General features: G+C 40.6%; 16 protein-coding genes. 3 read left to right on the top strand and 13 right to left on the bottom strand.

The features are described from left to right. The first annotated feature begins 25 nt into the window (after window positions 1-25). Window positions 26-1,327, top strand: a complete 1,302-nt coding sequence (locus tag J4E76_RS06015; RefSeq protein ID WP_208502110.1) for a glycosyl transferase — start codon at window positions 26-28, stop codon at window positions 1,325-1,327. Here the strand turns inward: J4E76_RS06015 and J4E76_RS21125 are convergent. Genes J4E76_RS21125 through J4E76_RS05995 form a run of 4 tightly spaced genes read right to left on the bottom strand, consistent with a single transcriptional unit; the run spans window position 1,316 to window position 6,926 of the window. Continuing rightward, window positions 1,316-2,794 (bottom strand): lipopolysaccharide biosynthesis protein, encoded by a 1,479-nt coding sequence (locus J4E76_RS21125; RefSeq protein ID WP_208502108.1) that lies wholly within the window; start codon window positions 2,792-2,794, stop codon window positions 1,316-1,318. The genes J4E76_RS06015 and J4E76_RS21125 overlap by 12 nt on opposite strands. Further along, window positions 2,795-3,340, bottom strand: a complete 546-nt coding sequence (locus J4E76_RS06005; RefSeq protein ID WP_208502106.1) for a methyltransferase — start codon at window positions 3,338-3,340, stop codon at window positions 2,795-2,797. Between the two features lie 4 nt (window positions 3,341-3,344). Beyond that, window positions 3,345-4,472: a hypothetical protein gene (locus J4E76_RS06000; protein ID WP_208502105.1), complete on the bottom strand. Its 1,128-nt coding sequence runs from the start codon at window positions 4,470-4,472 to the stop codon at window positions 3,345-3,347. A gap of 12 nt (window positions 4,473-4,484) precedes the next feature. Further along, complete coding sequence (locus tag J4E76_RS05995; RefSeq protein ID WP_208502103.1) at window positions 4,485-6,926, bottom strand: YfhO family protein; 2,442 nt, start codon at window positions 6,924-6,926, stop codon at window positions 4,485-4,487. A 138-nt stretch (window positions 6,927-7,064) separates the two neighbouring features. Here J4E76_RS05995 and ffh point away from each other — a divergent pair, with 138 nt between their 5' ends. Beyond that, the gene (gene ffh / locus J4E76_RS05990) at window positions 7,065-8,399 is read left to right on the top strand and encodes a signal recognition particle protein (protein ID WP_208502101.1); all 1,335 of its coding nucleotides are present in this window, start codon (window positions 7,065-7,067) and stop codon (window positions 8,397-8,399) included. On the opposite strand, the gene J4E76_RS05985 is transcribed toward ffh, so the two are convergent. The 8 genes from J4E76_RS05985 to hisS all read right to left on the bottom strand — a co-directional run bounded on the left by J4E76_RS05985 (window position 8,400) and on the right by hisS (window position 17,570). Then, entirely contained in the window at window positions 8,400-9,143 is a 744-nt protein-coding gene (locus J4E76_RS05985; RefSeq protein ID WP_208502099.1) for a hypothetical protein, read from the bottom strand. It lies immediately after the preceding gene. 58 nt (window positions 9,144-9,201) lie between these two features. After that, window positions 9,202-9,699, bottom strand: coding sequence for a uridine kinase (locus J4E76_RS05980; protein WP_208502097.1), 498 nt, complete (start codon window positions 9,697-9,699; stop codon window positions 9,202-9,204). 57 nt (window positions 9,700-9,756) lie between these two features. After that, entirely contained in the window at window positions 9,757-10,734 is a 978-nt protein-coding gene (locus J4E76_RS05975) for a pyruvate dehydrogenase complex E1 component subunit beta (protein ID WP_208502095.1), read from the bottom strand. Window positions 10,735-10,869: 135 nt separating this feature from the next. After that, window positions 10,870-12,645, bottom strand: a complete 1,776-nt coding sequence (locus J4E76_RS05970; protein WP_208502093.1) for a tetratricopeptide repeat protein — start codon at window positions 12,643-12,645, stop codon at window positions 10,870-10,872. A gap of 341 nt (window positions 12,646-12,986) precedes the next feature. After that, window positions 12,987-13,997, bottom strand: coding sequence for a glycosyltransferase family 2 protein (locus J4E76_RS05965; protein WP_208502091.1), 1,011 nt, complete (start codon window positions 13,995-13,997; stop codon window positions 12,987-12,989). Next, the gene (locus J4E76_RS05960; protein WP_208502089.1) at window positions 13,997-14,329 is read right to left on the bottom strand and encodes a YbaB/EbfC family nucleoid-associated protein; all 333 of its coding nucleotides are present in this window, start codon (window positions 14,327-14,329) and stop codon (window positions 13,997-13,999) included. The genes J4E76_RS05965 and J4E76_RS05960 overlap by 1 nt, the downstream gene beginning before the upstream one ends. A gap of 23 nt (window positions 14,330-14,352) precedes the next feature. Continuing rightward, complete coding sequence (locus tag J4E76_RS05955; protein ID WP_208502087.1) at window positions 14,353-16,131, bottom strand: gliding motility-associated C-terminal domain-containing protein; 1,779 nt, start codon at window positions 16,129-16,131, stop codon at window positions 14,353-14,355. Between the two features lie 71 nt (window positions 16,132-16,202). Then, window positions 16,203-17,570, bottom strand: coding sequence for a histidine--tRNA ligase (gene hisS / locus J4E76_RS05950; RefSeq protein ID WP_208502085.1), 1,368 nt, complete (start codon window positions 17,568-17,570; stop codon window positions 16,203-16,205). Window positions 17,571-17,696: 126 nt separating this feature from the next. On the opposite strand from hisS, the gene J4E76_RS05945 reads away from it, so the two are divergent. Then, window positions 17,697-18,065, top strand: coding sequence for a hypothetical protein (locus J4E76_RS05945; RefSeq protein ID WP_208502765.1), 369 nt, complete (start codon window positions 17,697-17,699; stop codon window positions 18,063-18,065). A gap of 46 nt (window positions 18,066-18,111) precedes the next feature. Here the strand turns inward: J4E76_RS05945 and J4E76_RS05940 are convergent, their stop codons facing one another. After that, window positions 18,112-18,618 carry a metallophosphoesterase gene (locus J4E76_RS05940; protein WP_208502083.1) on the bottom strand — a complete coding sequence of 169 codons (507 nt, stop codon included), beginning with the start codon at window positions 18,616-18,618 and terminating at the stop codon, window positions 18,112-18,114. Between the last annotated feature and the right edge of the window lie 163 nt (window positions 18,619-18,781).

The raw sequence follows: 18,781 nt of genomic DNA, 5'->3' as shown, positions 1-18,781 counted from the left end.
TAATGACCAATCTTTAGGGTAGACTTTGGAAGAAAAAAGAAGACCCATTCTCATTGTAACTTATTATTGGCCACCTAGTGGAGGGGCAGGGGTCCAGCGTTGGTTGAAGTTTACTAAGTACTTGACCGAATTTGGCTGGGACCCGATAATCTTCACTCCGGAAAACCCTGATTTTGATCAAAGAGATAGCTCTCTTGAAAAAGACATTAACCCTGCTATTGAAGTTCTGAAGTTCCCCATTTGGGAGCCTTATAGTTTATTCAAGAGGTTGACCGGGAAGAAAGAACTGAAACAAGGTCAGATTCTTGAATCGAAAAATACAGGATGGGCTAAAAAGATATCCGTTTGGTTAAGAGGGAATTTTTTTATTCCGGACCCTAGAATCTTCTGGGTAAAACCTGCTAGCAATTATTTGTTATCGATTCTGGAGACAAATGAGATTAAACATTTCATTACTACTGGCCCTCCTCACAGTGTACATTTGATTGGTAAAAGACTGAAACTTAGAAACCCAGCCCTCACTTGGATCGCGGATTTTAGAGACCCTTGGTCCCAGTGGGATATTCTAAAACAAATGCATATCTCTTCATTCGTTTGGAAGAAGCATTTGAAGTTGGAGCAAGAAGTTTTAAAGGTGTCAGATGCAATATTGGCTACTGGGCCAACGGCCGCTAACGAGTTTAAGGCATTGGGAGCAAGGAGAGCTCACTTTGTCACTAATGGCTTCGATTTGGAGGATGTCGGAGAGAAGAAAGTTGAGCAACCTACGACTGAATTTGTTGTGAGTCATGTGGGTATGCTGAGCAAGAACAGAAACCCTGAGAATTTATGGTCTGTGCTGGATGAATTATGCGAGGACCAGACATTTTATGAGGCCCTAAACTTGAAATTGACTGGCATTCTGAGTACTGAGGTTCAGGATGCCATATCAGCATATCCCCGACTTAAGGAAAGACTGAGTACTCAGGATTCAATACCTCATGATAAAGTTTATCAAGAGTATCTCTCGAGTAACTTGCTGCTTCTGGTTCAGACTAATGACGATGGTGCAGCTTCTCAACTCCCCGGGAAGTTGTTTGAGTATTTAAGTGCAAAAAGACCAGTTTTGGCCATTGGAAGGCAGGACAATGATATTTCAAAGATTATCCAATCTTGCTCAGCAGGTGAGTCTTTTCAATATGATTCAAGAGATGAGCTTAAGGCATTTATCCAGGGTGAATTTGAGGATTGGAAGTCTGGGGACTCTAAATGGCAGTTCAGTAATATTGAGCGTTATGAGAGAAGAAATTTGGCCAAAGACCTGTCAGAATGGCTTCTATCTCTTTGAAATGACCCTTGACAGTGTGGTACTTAATAGTTGGTTCAATTCAGAAGAAACCTTGAGTCCAAAAGTCAACCCCATTAGAACAATCACAATAGCCAACGACCTGACCATTATGTCTAAATAGATATTGGATATTGAAGGCAGGAAGTAGTTCACAAGAAGGGTAAAGGCGGCAATAATCACGAAAACTATTGAAGACCGAGTGAAAGGTTGTATACCGAATTTTGCAAAGACAAAAATATATTTGATGACATTGAAAAGAAGCATAGAAAGGAAGGAGGCAATTGCTGCACCTTCAATGCCATATTCAGGAATTAGCCAAAGGTTAAAAGAAATGGTGAGCATGGCCAAAATTGATACAGTCACTACGTTAAAGCGATAATACTTCGACATAACTATAATTTCTCCATTCGTACCAAACGCCATATCGCTCAACTTGCCAAGTGCAATAAACAGTACCACGTTAAAGCCACCCAGATAGCTTTCTTTATTGGGAATGAACTGGTAAATGTTTTCAAGATTGGCCCAAACCCCGATAAATAATAGAGTACCAATAATCATTTGATTAATGGAGGTCTGTTGATATAGTTTTTTCACAGCCTTCATGTCACCTTTATTAAATGATTGTGAAAGAAGTGCAGAGCTGATTTGCGTGATGGCACGCTTCGGCATTTCTATCACCACACCAATAAAAAAGGCGATGGTGTAAATACCGGTAGCTTCCAGACCAATTGTTCCACTGATCATAATGCTATCTATCTGCAAGATGATCTGAGTTCCTCCAGCACCGATCAAGGAAAAGAAGCCAAAGTTTAAAACCCGTTTCCATACCCCACTTTTTAAAAACTGGAAATCTCCCTTTAAGTGAAGTTGACCTTTGATTTTTAGACTTATTCCCAAGCCAAACCAAACCAAACCATAGATGGCGATGAGAGAATAGATTAGCGTTTCGAACTCGATTAACTCGAAGCCATATGACAAGAGAGCAGTAGTTGTTAAAACCCTCAGTCCGATGTCTCTTAGAAAAGTAGGGACAACAATTTGTAATAAACTTCTAGAATAGGACTCTAAAAGTTGAAACTGGATGATGAGAAATGAAACGAGTAATGTGACTTGAAAATAATCTACAAAGAGCGCTGACTCTTTGGAAAAATAACTGACAATTGATTCTCGAAAGACTAAGGTCAAAGAACAGAGCAAAATGAAGCCTAATAGACCGCCTATAAGTATTGATGTCAGAAAGCCTTTATTGTTTTTTTGTTCTGGGAAGAACTTTACCAGGCTCTGCCCTAGACCAACTTGGCCAAATGTGGCTAGTAAAAAGGCTGAACTCTGAATAAGCCTGAACAAGCCTACTTGTTCTGTTGTCAAAAAGTAAGGGTAAAGCCATAATACATTGATGTATCCAACGGCAACGCCAATATAGGCGATGATTGAAGATCTAATGCTCTGCTTTATGACTATTCCCACCTAAATTCTCTTGGCCTCCACAATATAGTACCTCGGGGTAAAGCTTCTAAGAATGGGTCGAAAACCTGGAATTAAAGCCGGATTGGTCCATTTTTCTGACCGGATTACTTCCCAGCCAGATTTCTTCAACAACCAGTCAAACTGCCAGTCTTCAAATTCATGATAGTGCTGATCCCATTCATTGTTTTTGTTTCTATAAGCCTTGCTAAACCACAACCTCATTGGTATGGATGCAAATAACTTTTCTCCCGGGAGTCGTTGAATTACTCCCATAGGGTTAATTAAGTGCTCAAATATTTCGAATGCCGTTACGGCCTCAATGTCTTTATGCTCCTCCACTATCTCAGGGTGAATGTCTAAGTCGATCTCTGACGTGTTTGTTAGGCTGTAGCCATTCTCAGTCATATATGTACTCAAAGCATTTGGAGTACCTATATCAAGGATTCGAGAACCTTTTGGTAATGAGGCTTCAACGAAAGCCAAAGTTTTTTTAAACCTCCTAGCCTTGGAGAGTTGAGCTTCTTTTTGACGTAGAGCCTTTAGCATATAATTAGTTGAGTTGGGTTAAAAAAGTTGATTTATTCTCTTCTTCAGAAAGAACACGGGCATTCTCATGGGCGTTCAGCTTGTATTTGGTAATATCTTCTGCGGTCAACTTCGCTATTTCTTTAGCTAGGCTATTTGGCTCAAAGCTATCGCTCACCACTCCGAGTTTATATTCATTTACAACCTTTGTCATTTCAACTGATGGCCCGATTGCAATTGCTAACCTGGCCTGTACGAAATCATAAAGCTTGTTGGGAAGTGCGTAAGTATAATTAAAGTTTACGGGTTCAAGTAAGAATAAGCCAATGTCGTACTTGTTGATAGTTGGCACTATGTCTTCATTTGATAAAGGAGGTAGTATGGTAACATTCTTAATGTCTTGAATACTCAGTTTAAGATCATCAAAATATTCTTGTGTTGCCGAGGAAGCATATTCAGGAGCCATTAAAATAAAGTCAAGTGTATAATCTGCACCCAAGACTTTCATCATTTCGACCATTTTTTCAATCTTTCTCGATTTATTGATGATACCATGATGTACTAAGCGAATTGGTTTTGATATGGGTTGAGGCTTCAAATCATGATAGCGTGTAGCATTAGTCGTGATCAATGGTCGGGTGCCATAATTGTTTTCATATTCATCGGCCAAACCGCTACTTACAGTAGTCATGCCGACAACCGCTGGAATATATCGCTTGCATAAATGGTGGTACCAAGGAGCAAAAAGAAGCTTCCACCAAGCTTTGTCTTCGAAATGTCTTGGGGCGTATTCGTGTGCATCAAAAATCACTTTTCCATTAGTACTTAATTGAAAGGCCAAGGGTAGTGTTTCAACATCATTTGCAACTATAAAATCAAAGCCTTTTAAATGTCGAAGATCATTGAAATACCCATGTTGTATTTTATTTGCTAGGCCAAATAGCTTAAAGAATAATGCCAGAGCCAGTCCAAGTTTCCTGACAATCGTCAATTGTGTCATCGAGATTTCTTCGAACTTGACATGTGGTAAATCTTTACGACCTGAAAAACAAACTACTGTTACCGAATAGTTTTCTGTCAGCCATCGAATCTGACGAGTGACTCGAGCATCATAGTTTAAATCTGCAAAGACCAGTACTAATACTTTTTGCATATGGTAATTGTCCTAACGGGCTGATTTTTCTCTTAAAGACAAATAGACAGACCCAAGAAAAACGAGTAAAGTCAACACTGAGAACACTTGCATTACAGCAGAACCCACGGTATAAATCTTGGGGACAAACTTGAACTCAATTACATGGTTACCCGCGGGAATGGACAACGCTCTGAGGATGTAATTGGCCCTAAGCATATCGACAGGTTGGCCATCAATAGTTACCTCAAATCCTTTCGGATAATGAATTTCTGAGAATACTGCGAAGCCATTACCTGAGTTACTAGACTCATATTTCCAGTATCCAGGATGGTATTCTGTTAAGGATATATTACCGGCTGTACTCAGACCAATATTATCTGGTATCTCTGTGCTGTTGACTACTGCTGATGTTTTAGGGTCATTCAGGGTTAAGGTCTGATTAAACTCCTCATCAGTATTATTTGTATAATCCAATTCAGACACGAACCAGGCATTACCAAGTGCATTATTGTTAATGACCACTCCTTGAGGGCTGGCAGGATTAGTAATCAAGAATTTCGTATTCAACATATTGATGATTGGGAATGTGCTGAAATCAGAGCTTCCTGCTTGAATACTTTGACCAAGGCCAAATTGCTCATTTAACAATTTGTTATCAATTAGCTCCTGATATCTACGAATACGTGCTCCATGGTAGCCATTAATCAAATGATGATGATAAGCAAGTTTGCCATTATAAAAACCTGAGGTTAGGTCCAATACTCTGTCTCCCAGAATCTCATTTTGATTGATATACTGATCGGCAGGAGTGGCCGTAAAGTTCTGACGTGAGGTTGCTCTGTTGAAATTATTGTCCGATAGGAACCTTGAACTCACAAGAGTTACATCGAGTGAGGCAATGATCACTAAGCCAAAAATGGCCAGGGTATTAGATATCTTTTCTTTGGCATATAGATATAACAAGGCAGCGAAAACTGCTATGAAACCGAAAGCCCTGAGCGCATCGCTTCTAAAAAGTGCCTTACGATCTGACCGGACGGCATCTAGAATTACTTCTTGTATCTGGCTATCAACAGCACCTCTATAACTCAGTGCACCAGCACCAAGTCCAAGAAGTAGGGCCAACCCACCAGTTAAACCAAAAGCGATAAGGAGTTTTTTCTGAATTTCCTTACTGAATTTTTGAGTAAGTAACTTTTCAAGGGCTAGCATTCCTAAAAGGGAGATGCTGAATATTGGCAGTACGATGGTAAATGAAACTGACCTGAATTTGTTGTATCCAGGGAAATAGTCGAATAGAAAGTTGTTAATACCAGGCATATTTCGGCCATAGCTCAGTATGATACCCAGTAAGGCAATGCTTGCCAGCCAGATCACATACTTCCTTTCTACTAGCAGAAGCCCGAGTACGAAGAGAAAGACCATTACAGCGCCAGCATAATAGGTAGTGGCTGACTCTTGGCCCCAATAAGTAGGAATTCCATTGAGGAAGTTCTGGAGTTGTGCTCCATTGACACCATTTTCTCTTAGGAATTGGGATAACTCACCATCCTGTGGAAATGGGCCACTTCCACCCAAGGCATTCGGAATAAACAGAGTTGCCGGGTCCCAGATACCATTGGAGTATTGGAAGGCATATGTCTTGCCAAGCCCATCCGCATTCATTTCGGCATTTGCTTGTTGAGATAATTCCGAACTCCCACGATTGGAGTATTTCCCATACTCATATGTGGCGTAGAACTCTCCAAAAAAGGTTCCAATGGCCAGAACTAGGGCCACCAAAAGGAGTCCGAGTCTTTTTAAATATTCTTGGATCTCTTTTTCGCGAATAGCATAGATCAGTTGAATGAGTCCATAGATGCCTATTACAAAGGCCAGATAGTAAGTGATTTGAAGGTGATTAACTCTCAGTTGCATGGCCAGTGCCAAGGCAGTAAGGCTGGCTCCTAAGATTTTATTTCTGGTAAAACAGAGGTGAACGCCTCCCATTACTAATGGCATAAAAGAGACTGCCGAAATTCTGGCATTGTGCCCCGCGGTAATTCCAATTAGGTTGTATGAGGAGAGGCCAAAGGCAATTGCGCCTATAAGGGCTAAGTACGGTCTGACCTTAAAGCAAAGCAGCATGATGTAGAATGACAGCATTGATGCGAATACAATCCGCACAGGATGCTGCAATCCAAGAGTGAAAATAGCGTGAGTTGCCTTGATTAGTTGATTTCCCCATTTGACGCTTATCAAGTAAGCAGGCATGCCTCCGAAAATTGAGTTTGTCCAAAGTCCCTCTTTGCCAGTCTGATCTCGGTACTCCATTAATTCTTGCGCACTTCCTTGCCATTGGACAATATCACTCTGGACAAGAGTCTTCTCCTCAAAGAATACAGGCTTAAAAAAGACGACCGTTAGTACTAAGAAAACGACAACTGCGACTAAGTGGGGGAGAACATCTTTTTGGAAATTGATCTTTATCATTGCTGCACCATTGTAAACCAAGGCCCAATATCTCTATAAGCGGTGTAATACGAAAGGTTTTGTATGCTAAATGAAGCCTTTGGAGTCTTTTATTGCTAGGAAATTTGGCTAATTTTGAGGCCCAAATTGTTGGCAGATATGTTCGAAAGTTTAAGTGGAAAGTTAGATAGAGCCTTTAAGACATTAAAAGGTCAGGGAAAGATCACCGAAATCAACGTTGCAACTACCGTTAAGGAGATTAGACGTGCACTAATTGATGCCGATGTTAACTATAAGGTAGCAAAGGAAGTAACTGATAAGATTAAAGAAGAGGCACTAGGTAGAGATGTGCTCATTTCTGTTTCTCCTGGACAATTGTTGACCAAGATAGTAAGCGAAGAGCTGACTGAAATGATGGGAGGCCAGAAGGCCGATATGTCAATTCAGGGCGATCCGGCTGTCATTCTAATTTCAGGACTCCAAGGTTCTGGTAAGACGACTTTCTCTGGTAAGTTGGCAAAAATGCTTAAATCTCAGGGCCGTCAGGTATTGCTGACAGCTTGTGATATTTACCGTCCTGCGGCAATTGATCAGCTCAAGGTTTTGGGTGAGCAGATTGAGGTAGATGTATATGCCGAGCCTGAGAACAAAAATGCTGTGGAAATTGCTAACAATGCAATCAAGCATGCGAAGGCCAATGGTAAGAAAATAGTCATTGTCGATACTGCCGGACGTTTGGCGGTAGACGAGCAAATGATGCAAGAAATTGAGGAGTTAAAGTCCGCTTTGAGTCCTTCTGAAACCCTGTTTGTAGTTGACTCTATGACGGGACAAGATGCCGTTAACACAGCCAAGACTTTCAATGAAAGGCTGAACTTTGATGGTGTTGTTCTTACCAAGTTAGATGGTGACTCACGTGGTGGTGCGGCTCTTTCTATTAGAAATGTAGTCGAGAAACCAATCAAATTTATCTCGACAGGCGAGAAGATGGAAGCCATTGATGTTTTCCATCCCGACCGTATGGCCAACCGAATTCTCGGTATGGGAGATGTTATCTCTTTGGTTGAGAAGGCGCAGCAGTCTTTTGATGAAGAGGAGGCAAAAGCACTTAACAAGAAGATTCGTCAGAACAAGTTCGATTTTGATGATTTTCTTTCTCAGCTCGAGCAGATCAAAAAAATGGGTAACCTGAAGGATCTGATGGGTATGATTCCTGGTATGGGCAAAGCCTTAAAGGGAATTGATCTAGATGATGATTCTTTTAAACCGATTGAGGCTATCATTAAGTCTATGACCAAAGAGGAGAGAGCAAACCCTGAGATGTTAAATGGTAGCCGTAGAAAACGTATAGCCACTGGGTCAGGAACATCAATTCAGCAGGTCAATAACCTTATGAAGCAGTTTGCCGACATGCGCAAAATGATGAAAGCCATGAACAAGATGGGTGGAAAACGTGCTATGTCCGGCTTGGCCAATATGATGGGCAAGAGGTAGTTATCTGTCGCTGGCAGGTTCTACTTTTAGACCTTTCGAGTCTTTATACGATTCCCATTTTATCCAAGCTAGCTGATTATCAAAGTCTTTGGTTTGAAATGTAATTTTGAAGTGCTTGGACTTATCGTCAAAGCCTCCGAAATTCTCAGATGATTGCGTGTATAAGCTGTCTGGTTTTCGGCTAACATCGTATTTGATATCAAGGTTCTTGCGATCCCATTTGAGACTAAAGGCATCTAGTTTGTCATTGACTTGATATTTACCTTCCTTTTGAACAAGTACTTTCTCTGTTTCTAGTAGTTTCTTGTTATGGTAGTCATTGATTTGAATTTTAGCCCTTCCATATCTTCTCAAGAATTCGTCTGTTTTGTCTTCTCTCAAATAGACCTGAATTTTCACTAAAAGGCTATCGATATAGTAGAGATTGATGTCATCAATTTCATGAGACTCCGCTAAGTAATCAATTCGGTCTAATCGAAAAATATTGAAGTCTTCGGTATAGAACTCTCCGTAGTGTTTAAAGACAAAGTCATCAAGGTCTTCAATTTTTTGATTTAATGCCAAGGATGAGAATTCGAACTTATAAGAGGGAATATCAGTGTCGAAGTCGGCCTTTTTTACACGTTCTTCAACTACCGGTTCAGGAATCTCTTCTTTATCCTCTTCGACCTGAGCAGGTTTGGAACAAGCAAAAGTCAGAAGAATTAAAAATACTACTGAAGCGAGTTGTGCAAGTCTATTCATTTGAACTAAATTCTTCGTTAATCTAGAACATTGATCAGTTCTATGCAAATAATATTAACTAAGACTTTAATTGATTTAGTATTTCCGAATAGTCGGCAGAGGAGGGATTAGATAGCTCCCAGTCAAGATGTGTATTGCTTGGGTTATGAAATACCTCGTGACTTTCCCAGACGTGATCAATAAACCATTTGGGTTCATTACCCCAGCGCCTTTCAAGTTTTCTTCTCCTGATATACTCGCCACGGTCTAGGTCTAGCAAAATTTTGAAGTTAGAGGCATCTAGAAGTCTGGGATCAGTGAGACCAAATATGCCTTCAATAATTATGAAAGCGTATTCGTTTTTAAGCCTATTATAGTCATTATGGAGTCTGGTCCAATCGACCGACTCTGGACTTTCCCAGTCTGTTCTATCCCTTATCATGGGTATAAGGCTTTCATCCAGCACATATTTGTCTTGGTGCAGGACGATTGCTTCTGGAAGGTCATGCGCTAACTGTTTGGCTAGCGTTGTTTTGCCAGACCTACTGATACCCGCGATTAGGATTAGCTTAGCCATGTTTAAACATAAAAAAAGTCAGACTGTAGATCTGACTTTGAATAGAATTAATTCTTTTTAACGATACATGACAGAGTCTACTGCCTCCAAAGTTCTTTTGACATTTGGTAAAATTGCATCAATAAGTGTTGGTGCGTATGGCAATGGCAAGTCGAAGCTATTTACTCTTTTTACCGGAGCGTCAAGGTAGTCAAAGGCATCTTTTTGCACATTGAAGGCAATGTCTGTTGAAATTGAAGCCAAAGGCCATGCCTCTTCGACAATCACTAATCTATTTGTCTTCTTAACAGACTCAATTATGGTTTTATAATCGATAGGTCTAACTGATCTGAGGTCAATGACCTCTGCGCTGACGCCATTCTTCGCAAGTTCCTCAGCCGCTTCGTCAACGATCTTCATCATCTTGCCGAACGAGAGTAAGGTAACATCGCTGCCTTCTCTTACAATGTGTGCTTGACCGATTGGTAATAAGTATTCTCCTTCAGGAACTTCACCCTTGTCAGAGTACATCAATTCAGATTCCATAAAGATCACAGGATCATTATCTCGAATAGATGACTTTAAGAGTCCTTTGGCATCATATGGGTTAGAAGGAACCACAACTTTTAGACCTGGTGTATTTGCAAACCAGTTTTCAAAATTCTGAGAGTGTTGAGAGCTCAACATTCCTGCATTTCCTGTTGGTCCTCTAAATACAATTGGTACCTGAAATTGGCCTCCAGACATTGACATCATCTTGGCTGCCGAGTTAATCACTTGATCAATAGCTACCAATGAGAAGTTGAATGTCATAAACTCAATAAGTGGTCTGAGTCCGTTCATAGCAGCACCGACACCGATACCTGCAAAGCCAAGCTCTGCAATTGGAGTATCAATAACGCGTTCAGCACCAAACTCATCGAGCATGCCCTGACTGACCTTATAAGCACCATTGTATTCCGCAACTTCCTCGCCCATCAAAAAGACTTTTTCGTCTCTTCTCATCTCTTCTGACATGGCTTCTCTAAGGGCTTCTCTGAACTGTATAACTCTCATTGAATTCTTTTAATTAACGGCCGTAAAAATAAACATTCAGTACTCAATTACCAATACTGTTTTGTGCAATATGCAGGGCATAAAAAAAGCCTCCTCCCAATAGGGAAGAGGCTTTTTTATTTGCCTTTATCCAGCTTAGTTCATCAAGTTACGGAAAGCATCCGTACCTGAGAATTTTCTGAATTCTAAGTCTGTTAATGCTTTTTGCTTCAACGAAGAATCAGCAGTAGTAGCATTTCTTAAGTGCTCTATTACTTTGTTTTCGTTGTCTAGACGTGCAGCAGAGATCGCAGCAGCATAGTGTGCCCAAACATAACCTCTGTCATTGCCGATCACACTTTCAAGCGTGGTCTGTGCGTTTCTGAAATCTTTTCTAAGTAACTGTACCAAACCTTTATTGAATTGGTCAACAGAACTGTTAGATGCTCTATTCAGAGAAGCAATAGCTAGGTCATATCTTCCTACCATAATTTCAACAGCACCTTTGGCTCCGTTTACACCTTGTCTTACATCATTTCCAGGGCTCATAGTAGCAGCTTTGGTCAAAGCAGCATGTGCTCCCCAAAGATTGCCTTGCATGGCCATAGCCATTCCAATGTTAGATTGTGCCTCAACATTAGCATTCTTCTGGTTTGAGATGTTAAAGTGATTCAAAGCAGTAGTAATTGAATTTCTCTGTGTTCTACCAGTTTGACCCATTGCCATTTGAAGGTGAACAGCACCAAGGTTGTTGTGGATAGCCCAAGTGTCATTTTTTCCAGCAGCGGCTTCATAAATACTCTTCTTTTCTTCTAAAGAAGGGTTGTTTGCAGCAGCATAAGCTAGCTCTTCAACTGAAAGTTGACTGGCAGAATTCAATGCCATTGTAGCAATCTCAGCTTTAGTCTTCTTAGGCATTACTGTCAATACTTCAGTTGTAGCAGTCCTTAATGCAGGGTATACATCTTTGAAAACCTGCTTATAAGTACTAAGCTTCTGAAGCTCCTTTTCTTTTTGTTCGAATGACCCAGAACCATTGATGATGCTATTCCATTCTGATTTTTGGCTAGATGAAATACCGTCATAGCTAGCTAACATTGCTTTTAGACCATTCCAGTCTTGAACAACCGGCTTGATAATAAATCTAATGTTACTCGCTAAACCTTGGTAATCATACTTGTCCATTTGCTCTCTGTACCATTTTTCAATAGCGTCTGCTCTTTCTTGAGCTAGCTCACTGTTGATAGTCTCTTTACCTTCAGGTGAGTGAGAACCAGTAATGGTAACTGTTCTAGTTACATTCTTTTCAGCAATGAATGCTGCAAAACGAGCACCTCTATCACTGTCTTGCTCTGAAGTTTTGAAAACAGACTTTCCTTGGTCGAAGAAGAATTCAACGTTGGTTGGGATTAATTCTTCCTGGTCGTTGTAACCGTGATCAGCATAAGCCGCAAAGTAAGAAGGTTGCACCAACTTAGAGGTAGTAATTAAGCCCTCTGCAATGCCCAATCTTTCAGTTTCAAGGTAGCTACCAGATTTAGGATTAATTGCTTTGCCCTGAATCTCGATATTTCCTCTCTCCATACCTTGTCTAAAAGGGAATACATATTCCTGTGTGATTTTAGGCTGTTCAGTATTAGAGTTAGGGTAGTCTACAGCTCTGAATTCGATTTTTCTAAGAGCTCTCTCCTGAGTACCATATTTGTAGAATGCACTTAGCTCATAAACCTTTTTAGGTTTCAACATTTTTACTGGAAGATTCGCAGATAACTCGAACCTTACGGTGTCTGCATGTACTTCTAGTGGGCTAGGCGCTACAACAAGTTCCTGATTTTTAGCTGCTTTTTTCATCTGACTCAAGGCACATCCTGAGATTGACATGACCCCTATGAGCAGCAAAGGGAAAATAATTTTAGCAGTTTGGGTTTTCATAAGAATTTTGATTGTTTTCGTCTGTTTAAGGGTATTCCAACAGGGTGCAAGTTTAGTAATTTTTTAGTAGATTCCGATTTTACGATTAATAAATTGTTCCTAATTTCGTATTTTAGATTACCGATAATGGAAAGAATTCAACAGTTTTTCGAAAATCAGGCCTTTGGTGTTTGCACTAAACTGGGAGAGAAGTTGAACCTTTCAACCTCCAGTATCCGCTTATTCTTTATATACGCGTCATTTCTGACGTTTGGATCTCCGCTGATTATATATCTTGGTCTTGCTTATGTGATTAATTTTCGTAAGCATTTGCGAAGAAGAAAAAATCCGGTTTGGTATAATTAGTATTTCATTTTCAGATCTGAGAATTTCTTTTTACCCCTTATGAAGTAGGCCCAAATCACCCATCCTTTATATCGAGGTGAGTTAACATTGGTGTTGGTAGTATTTCTCTTTTTTAGAATTGATCCAATATGAAAGATTACATGCGCGTGGGCGTGAAGAATGGCCAGTCCGTGTTGTGGTCCACTTTCTATGGAAAACTTAAGGAGGGCCACCCAGTCTAAGAGTATTCTCAGTGGTAATTTCCAAATTAGGATGTTCGAACGCTCATTCTTGATAAGAAGACTTAACCCATTCCTAAAATTGAGATAAGTCTTTTTCGGTTTTGATTTATCCAGAGTTCCACCACCAACATGGTAGACCTTGCTTTGGGGGACAACCATAACACGGCCACCTGAGCTCCATATTCTCCAGCAAAGATCAATCTCCTCCATATGAGCAAAGAAGTCTTCATCGAGGCCCCCTAGATTGACATAAGTTTCTCGATGAATAAATAAACAGCTTCCCGATGCCCAGAAGATGTCTCGGTTGTCTTCGTACTGTTCCTCATCCTTTTCTAAGGTTTGAAAAATTCGCCCTCGGCAAAAAGGATAACCTAGTTTATCGATGTAACCACCTGATGCTCCGGCATATTCAAACTTTTCTTTAGCCTTTTGGTCAAGAATCTTTGGCTGAGCGGCTTTTATGTTCCTGTCTACCTGAAGTTGCCTGAGTACAGGTTCAATCCAATTCTTTGTTACCTCAACATCCGTATTCAGTAGAACAACATATTCGGATTCAATGAGTTGAAGTGCCTTATTGTAACCACCACAGAAACCTAGGTTCTTTTCGAAGGCTATGATTTTTACCTGAGGGAAACTCGTTTTTATGAATTCAATGGACCCATCGGTGGATCCATTATCCACCACAACCACCTCATGAGGAATGGAATACTTTACAACGGAGGGTAGAAAAGATTCTAGATGATGTCTTCCATTGAAGTTCAGAAGAACAACCGATAGTGTACTCATTAGAACATGTTTCCGAAGTCCATACCCGGAATATTCGGAAGGATCCCTTCTGTGCTATTCTTTATTTCTTCCTTGGCTTTTACTTCTACTTTCTCCAAGGCATTATTAATGGCTGCTACTGAGAGGTCCTGCACCATGTCTTTATCATCCTTTGTCAACAGGCTCTCGTCAATCTCTATAGAGATCACCTGCTTTTTACCATTGACGGTTGCTTTTACCATGCCTGCACCTGCTTCTCCAGTCTCCTGAATAAACTCCAAACGCTCCTGGGCCTCCTTCATCTTGGATTGCATCTCCTTCACCTTGCCCATCATTTTCATCATGTCAAACATGCGCTAATAATTTTTTGTCAAATCTATCGAATTAATACAAAAGTTCCCGACCTGTTGACTCTAGAGTTATCTGTATTCTGGAAAGTAATTCTATAGGAATAACTGCCGCTTGGTGCTTCAGTACCCTCGAACATCCCATTCCAACCAGGTGTAGGGCTATTAGTTTGAAATACCAAAGAACCCCAACGGTTATAGATCAGCATTTGGAAATCGTTGTAGATACCATCCGTTACGGAGAAGAAATCATTGATGTTGTCCCCATTTGGGGTAAATGCAGTCGGGATACCCAATTTAGCTTCAATGATTACACATACTTCAGCGCTTAAGGCAGAAATATTACCGCATTCATCGACATACCTAATTTGATAACAAGCCTCGGCTGTACCTTGAGGAATTGTTGTATCTACAAAAGTGGACAGCGCGGTTGTCGCGATTTGGCTAAATGTTGGATTAACATCTCTACGAAGTATTTGATACTCACCCAATAGGAAATTTGTACTAGGTAAGGTCAGCCGAATACTCCCTCCAACTAGTTCTCCCTGTGCTGCGTCTGTTGCGGGTAAGACTAATGTCGAATTAGCAAAAGGTGTAAGCGTTTGACTTGTGCTCACAATTCCGTTAGTCACTGTTTGGAAAAAGAAGGGCAGAAGCTGGGCGCAATTGGTGTGACTGATTGTGTGGGGTGTTGTGCTACTAGGCTCATTGAAAGTAGATCCCAATGTGCCATTAATGAAAAAGTCTATTTGGGTAAAACCGGCTGGCGAAGTCGACCAGGTATAATCAATGTCTATTGTGGTTTCAATATTATTTAGACTGAAGTTAGAGGCAATGCTCGACCCAATAAGTGAGATTGCTTGGATGCTCGCACAAATATCTGTAGCTCGAATTCTAAAGTCATACGTCTGTTGGTTGTTGTCAAGTGATAAGTCTTCCACAGTAATTGAAGTTGGGTTGAGTAGGGGGTCTAGATCAGAAAAAGCTTCAAAGCCATTGCCTTTATCAATCTCCAAAAAGTAGAGCAGACCGTCCATGAGTGGATCGTATTCGAAAGTGATATTAGTTTGATCGACAACCACGATGGAATTTAAAACCGGTGGAACGATAGTCTCAAGGGTTGAAACACGAATGGTCACTGAATTACAATCGGAATTATTCCCGCCAGCTGAAAAAATACCGGTAATGGTGATGTCATAGACCCCATTCACTGCATAGGTATGAGGCGTTGAACCGTTGTTTGCATTGACATCTTTTACAAAGTTTTCAATTGGCGTGCCATCTCCATAGTCAATGTCAAAGGATTCGAAGGGGTCGAAAGCATAATCAAAAAACAATCTCACCTCGTTGTTAGAGCAAATTCGCGCTGCTACTGAAGGTGAAAATTTGTCAAGAACGGTTATGGTAAGGAAGTCAAAACGGTCTTGGTTAGACCCTGTGCTAGATTGGTCTACCACTCTTATAATATATGTCCCTGGAGTGGTGTAGGTGAAAGTACGAGTTTCTCCATTAGAGAATGTTCCTGAGTTACCCGCTGGAGTGTTGGGGAAGTTCAGGCTAAAAGGATCATTGGGATCTCCTTCAAAGTTGAATTGAAGGTCACTGGTATTGACACCAGTATGAGTCATGGTAATGGTGAGGCTGCGACATCCGAAATTGAAATCGGCATCGAACCAGCCTTTTTGGCTAGTTTGTTGACCATAAAGTCCAGTACTTACCATAAGGAATAACCCTATGCTGAAAGCCAGCTTAATCAGCTGTGAGAATTGATATTGAACTTTTAACGGCATGCTTGATACTGCACTCATAACGGTGCACTGAGACGAAACTTATTCAAAAAAAACAATTCTGCCTATTCAGCCAGCAGAGGTTATCCTTCTTATTGAGATAATTTCTCAAGGAGTTGATCAAGGCTTACCTCGCTTTGTTCACCAGAAGCCATATTCTTTAAGGTATAGATGCCTGTTTCAATTTCTCGAGACCCAATCATCAATACGTAAGGTATTTGCTTTTTATCGGCATAGGTCATCTGCTTTTTCAACTTTGCAGACTGAGGGAAGATTTCACTTGCAATGTCGGAACCTCTTAGTTTGCCGAGGATCATTAGGGCATGAGCTTGCGCACCTTCGTCAAAATTGGTCAGTAGTACTTTTGTAATTTGTTCGTTCTTGCGAGGGAATAAGTCAAGTTCGTTCAGTGTGTCATAAATCCTATCTATACCAAATGAGATGCCTACACCAGATACACCGTCCAGACCAAAAACTCCTGTGAGGTTATCATAGCGTCCACCTGCTGATATGGTACCCATACTAATCGAAGTAGGTTTTACTTCATAAATCATCCCGGTGTAATAGGAGAGGCCTCTAGCTAAGGTTAAATCGACTTTTACTTTATCATCAGTTTTGCCGAGAGCCTGAAGATAGTTGAGCGTGTCTTTAGTTTCGGAAACTCCTTTGAGACCTACTTGAGTATTCTTTAGTTGCTCCGAAAGTGTGCGGAGTATTTCATCGTTATTACCCTCAATTGCCAAGATAGACTTCAGTGTGGTTAATCCGGAGATACTTATGCCAATGTTACTTAGCTCTTCAATGACCTTATCTAGACCGATTTTGTCCAGTTTATCAAGAATTGTACAAAACTTAGAGAATTGATCAGAGGCACCACAAGCTTCGGCAATTCCTTCTAAGATCTTTCTGCTGCTCAGCGATACTTGATAGTCTTCAAAGCGTAAACCATCAAAGACCTCTTCTACAATGGCTAAGAGTTCAGCCTCACAAATCAACGATTCAGTGCCAACTACATCAGCATCGCATTGATAAAACTCGCGGTATCTTCCTTTTTGAGGTCTGTCCGCACGCCAAACAGGTTGGATCTGGAAGCGCTTAAAAGGAAAAGCCACATCATTACGATTCATGGCTACATATCTGGCAAAAGGAACGGTCAGGTCATACTTGAGACCCTTTTCTGAAATCTTACTAGTTAAAGTCTTGGAACCACTTCGGTAGTCCTCTTCACTGGCCTTGCTTAAAAAATCACCGGAGTTAAGGATTTTGAAAAGAAGCTGATCTCCCTCGTCTCCATACTTGCCGGTGAGCGTACTTAGGTTTTCAATGGCAGGGGTTTCCAATGGCATAAATCCATATTTCTTGAAAACGCTTTTGATCGTGTTGAGCAAATATTCTCTACGATACATTTGAAGCGGACCGAAATCTCTAGTGCCTTTTGGAAGGGAGGGTTTTTGTGCCATTAACTCTGATTTTGAGCAAAACTACTAAAATGGAATGTGAAAGAATAAGCTCACTTAAGGAGTTGGTGAATTATTCTGAAGAATTAATGAAAAGATAGTTCGAAAAAAGTAAACAAACTCTTATCTTTGCCGCTCAATTTAGGAAAAGCCTATATCATGGGAATCACAAGATTAAAGAGAAAAGCCAGAAGAAATAAGCAAACTGCGGCTAAAAGAAATACTAACATCAAGCAATTGACTGCTCAGCCAGTGATCAAAAATGTGGATAAAGATGAGCTAATCGCATCTTTCCCAAAAGCTGAAGCACCAAAGAAAGCAAAAGCTAAAAAAGAAGCTCCAAAGGCTGATGTAGTAGAAGAGACGGTAGAGGTAGCAGTAGAAGAGGTGAAAGCTGAGGCTCCTAAGGAAGAAAAGCCAAAAGCTAAGAAAGCCGCTCCAAAGAAAAAGGCAGTGAAGAAAGACACTCCTGCTGAAGAAGAGAAGGCAGCTGAGTAAAGCTTACTAAGAATATTAATTGAAGCTCCGATTTATCGGAGCTTTTTTAGTTTCTACCTCTCTTACCTAATTCTATTGCTTCCATATTTTGGATCTTTCCATCTGCTAACTCAAATCGAAGCAATGTTCTCACTCGATGAAAGCCATGGTGACCCGCGGCTCCAGGATTCATATAGATCATGCCTCCTAAATTCTTGTCAGGCATCACCTTTAATATATGACTATGGCCACAAATGAAAAGGTCTGGCTTTTCTGCTCTAAGGTCTCCTAGAACATCTTTGGCATACCTTGGAGGCGTTCCGCCAATGTGGATCATGTAGATTTTAACACCTTCTATTTCAATAACCTGCTTCTCAGGCGCTCTTAGTCTAATTTGCTGATCATCGATATTCCCGAAAACCGATACAGTAGGTTTAAATGCTTCTAATCGATCGAGGACATTGGGATTGCCTATATCTCCTGCATGCCAGATTTCATCGCAGTTTTCAAAGTGCTTGAAAACACTTTCATCTAAATAACTGTGTGTATCTGAAATAAGACCAATTCTTTTCATTTGTGTTCGATTCTCAATTTGGGAATTGAGTGCAAATTATGGAAATATAATTGAAGGCTCTCATCCCTAAATAGGCTTTCTAACGCGTTAAAAGAAGATTTTTAAAAAGAGAGGGTTTGGCAAGCTTATCGCAATGCGATAGGAAAAACTAATAATTAAAACT

The organism is Roseivirga sp. E12, from assembly GCF_017592825.1.
Lineage (GTDB): Bacteria > Bacteroidota > Bacteroidia > Cytophagales > Cyclobacteriaceae > Roseivirga.
This window is presented reverse-complemented; position numbering and strand designations above follow the sequence as displayed.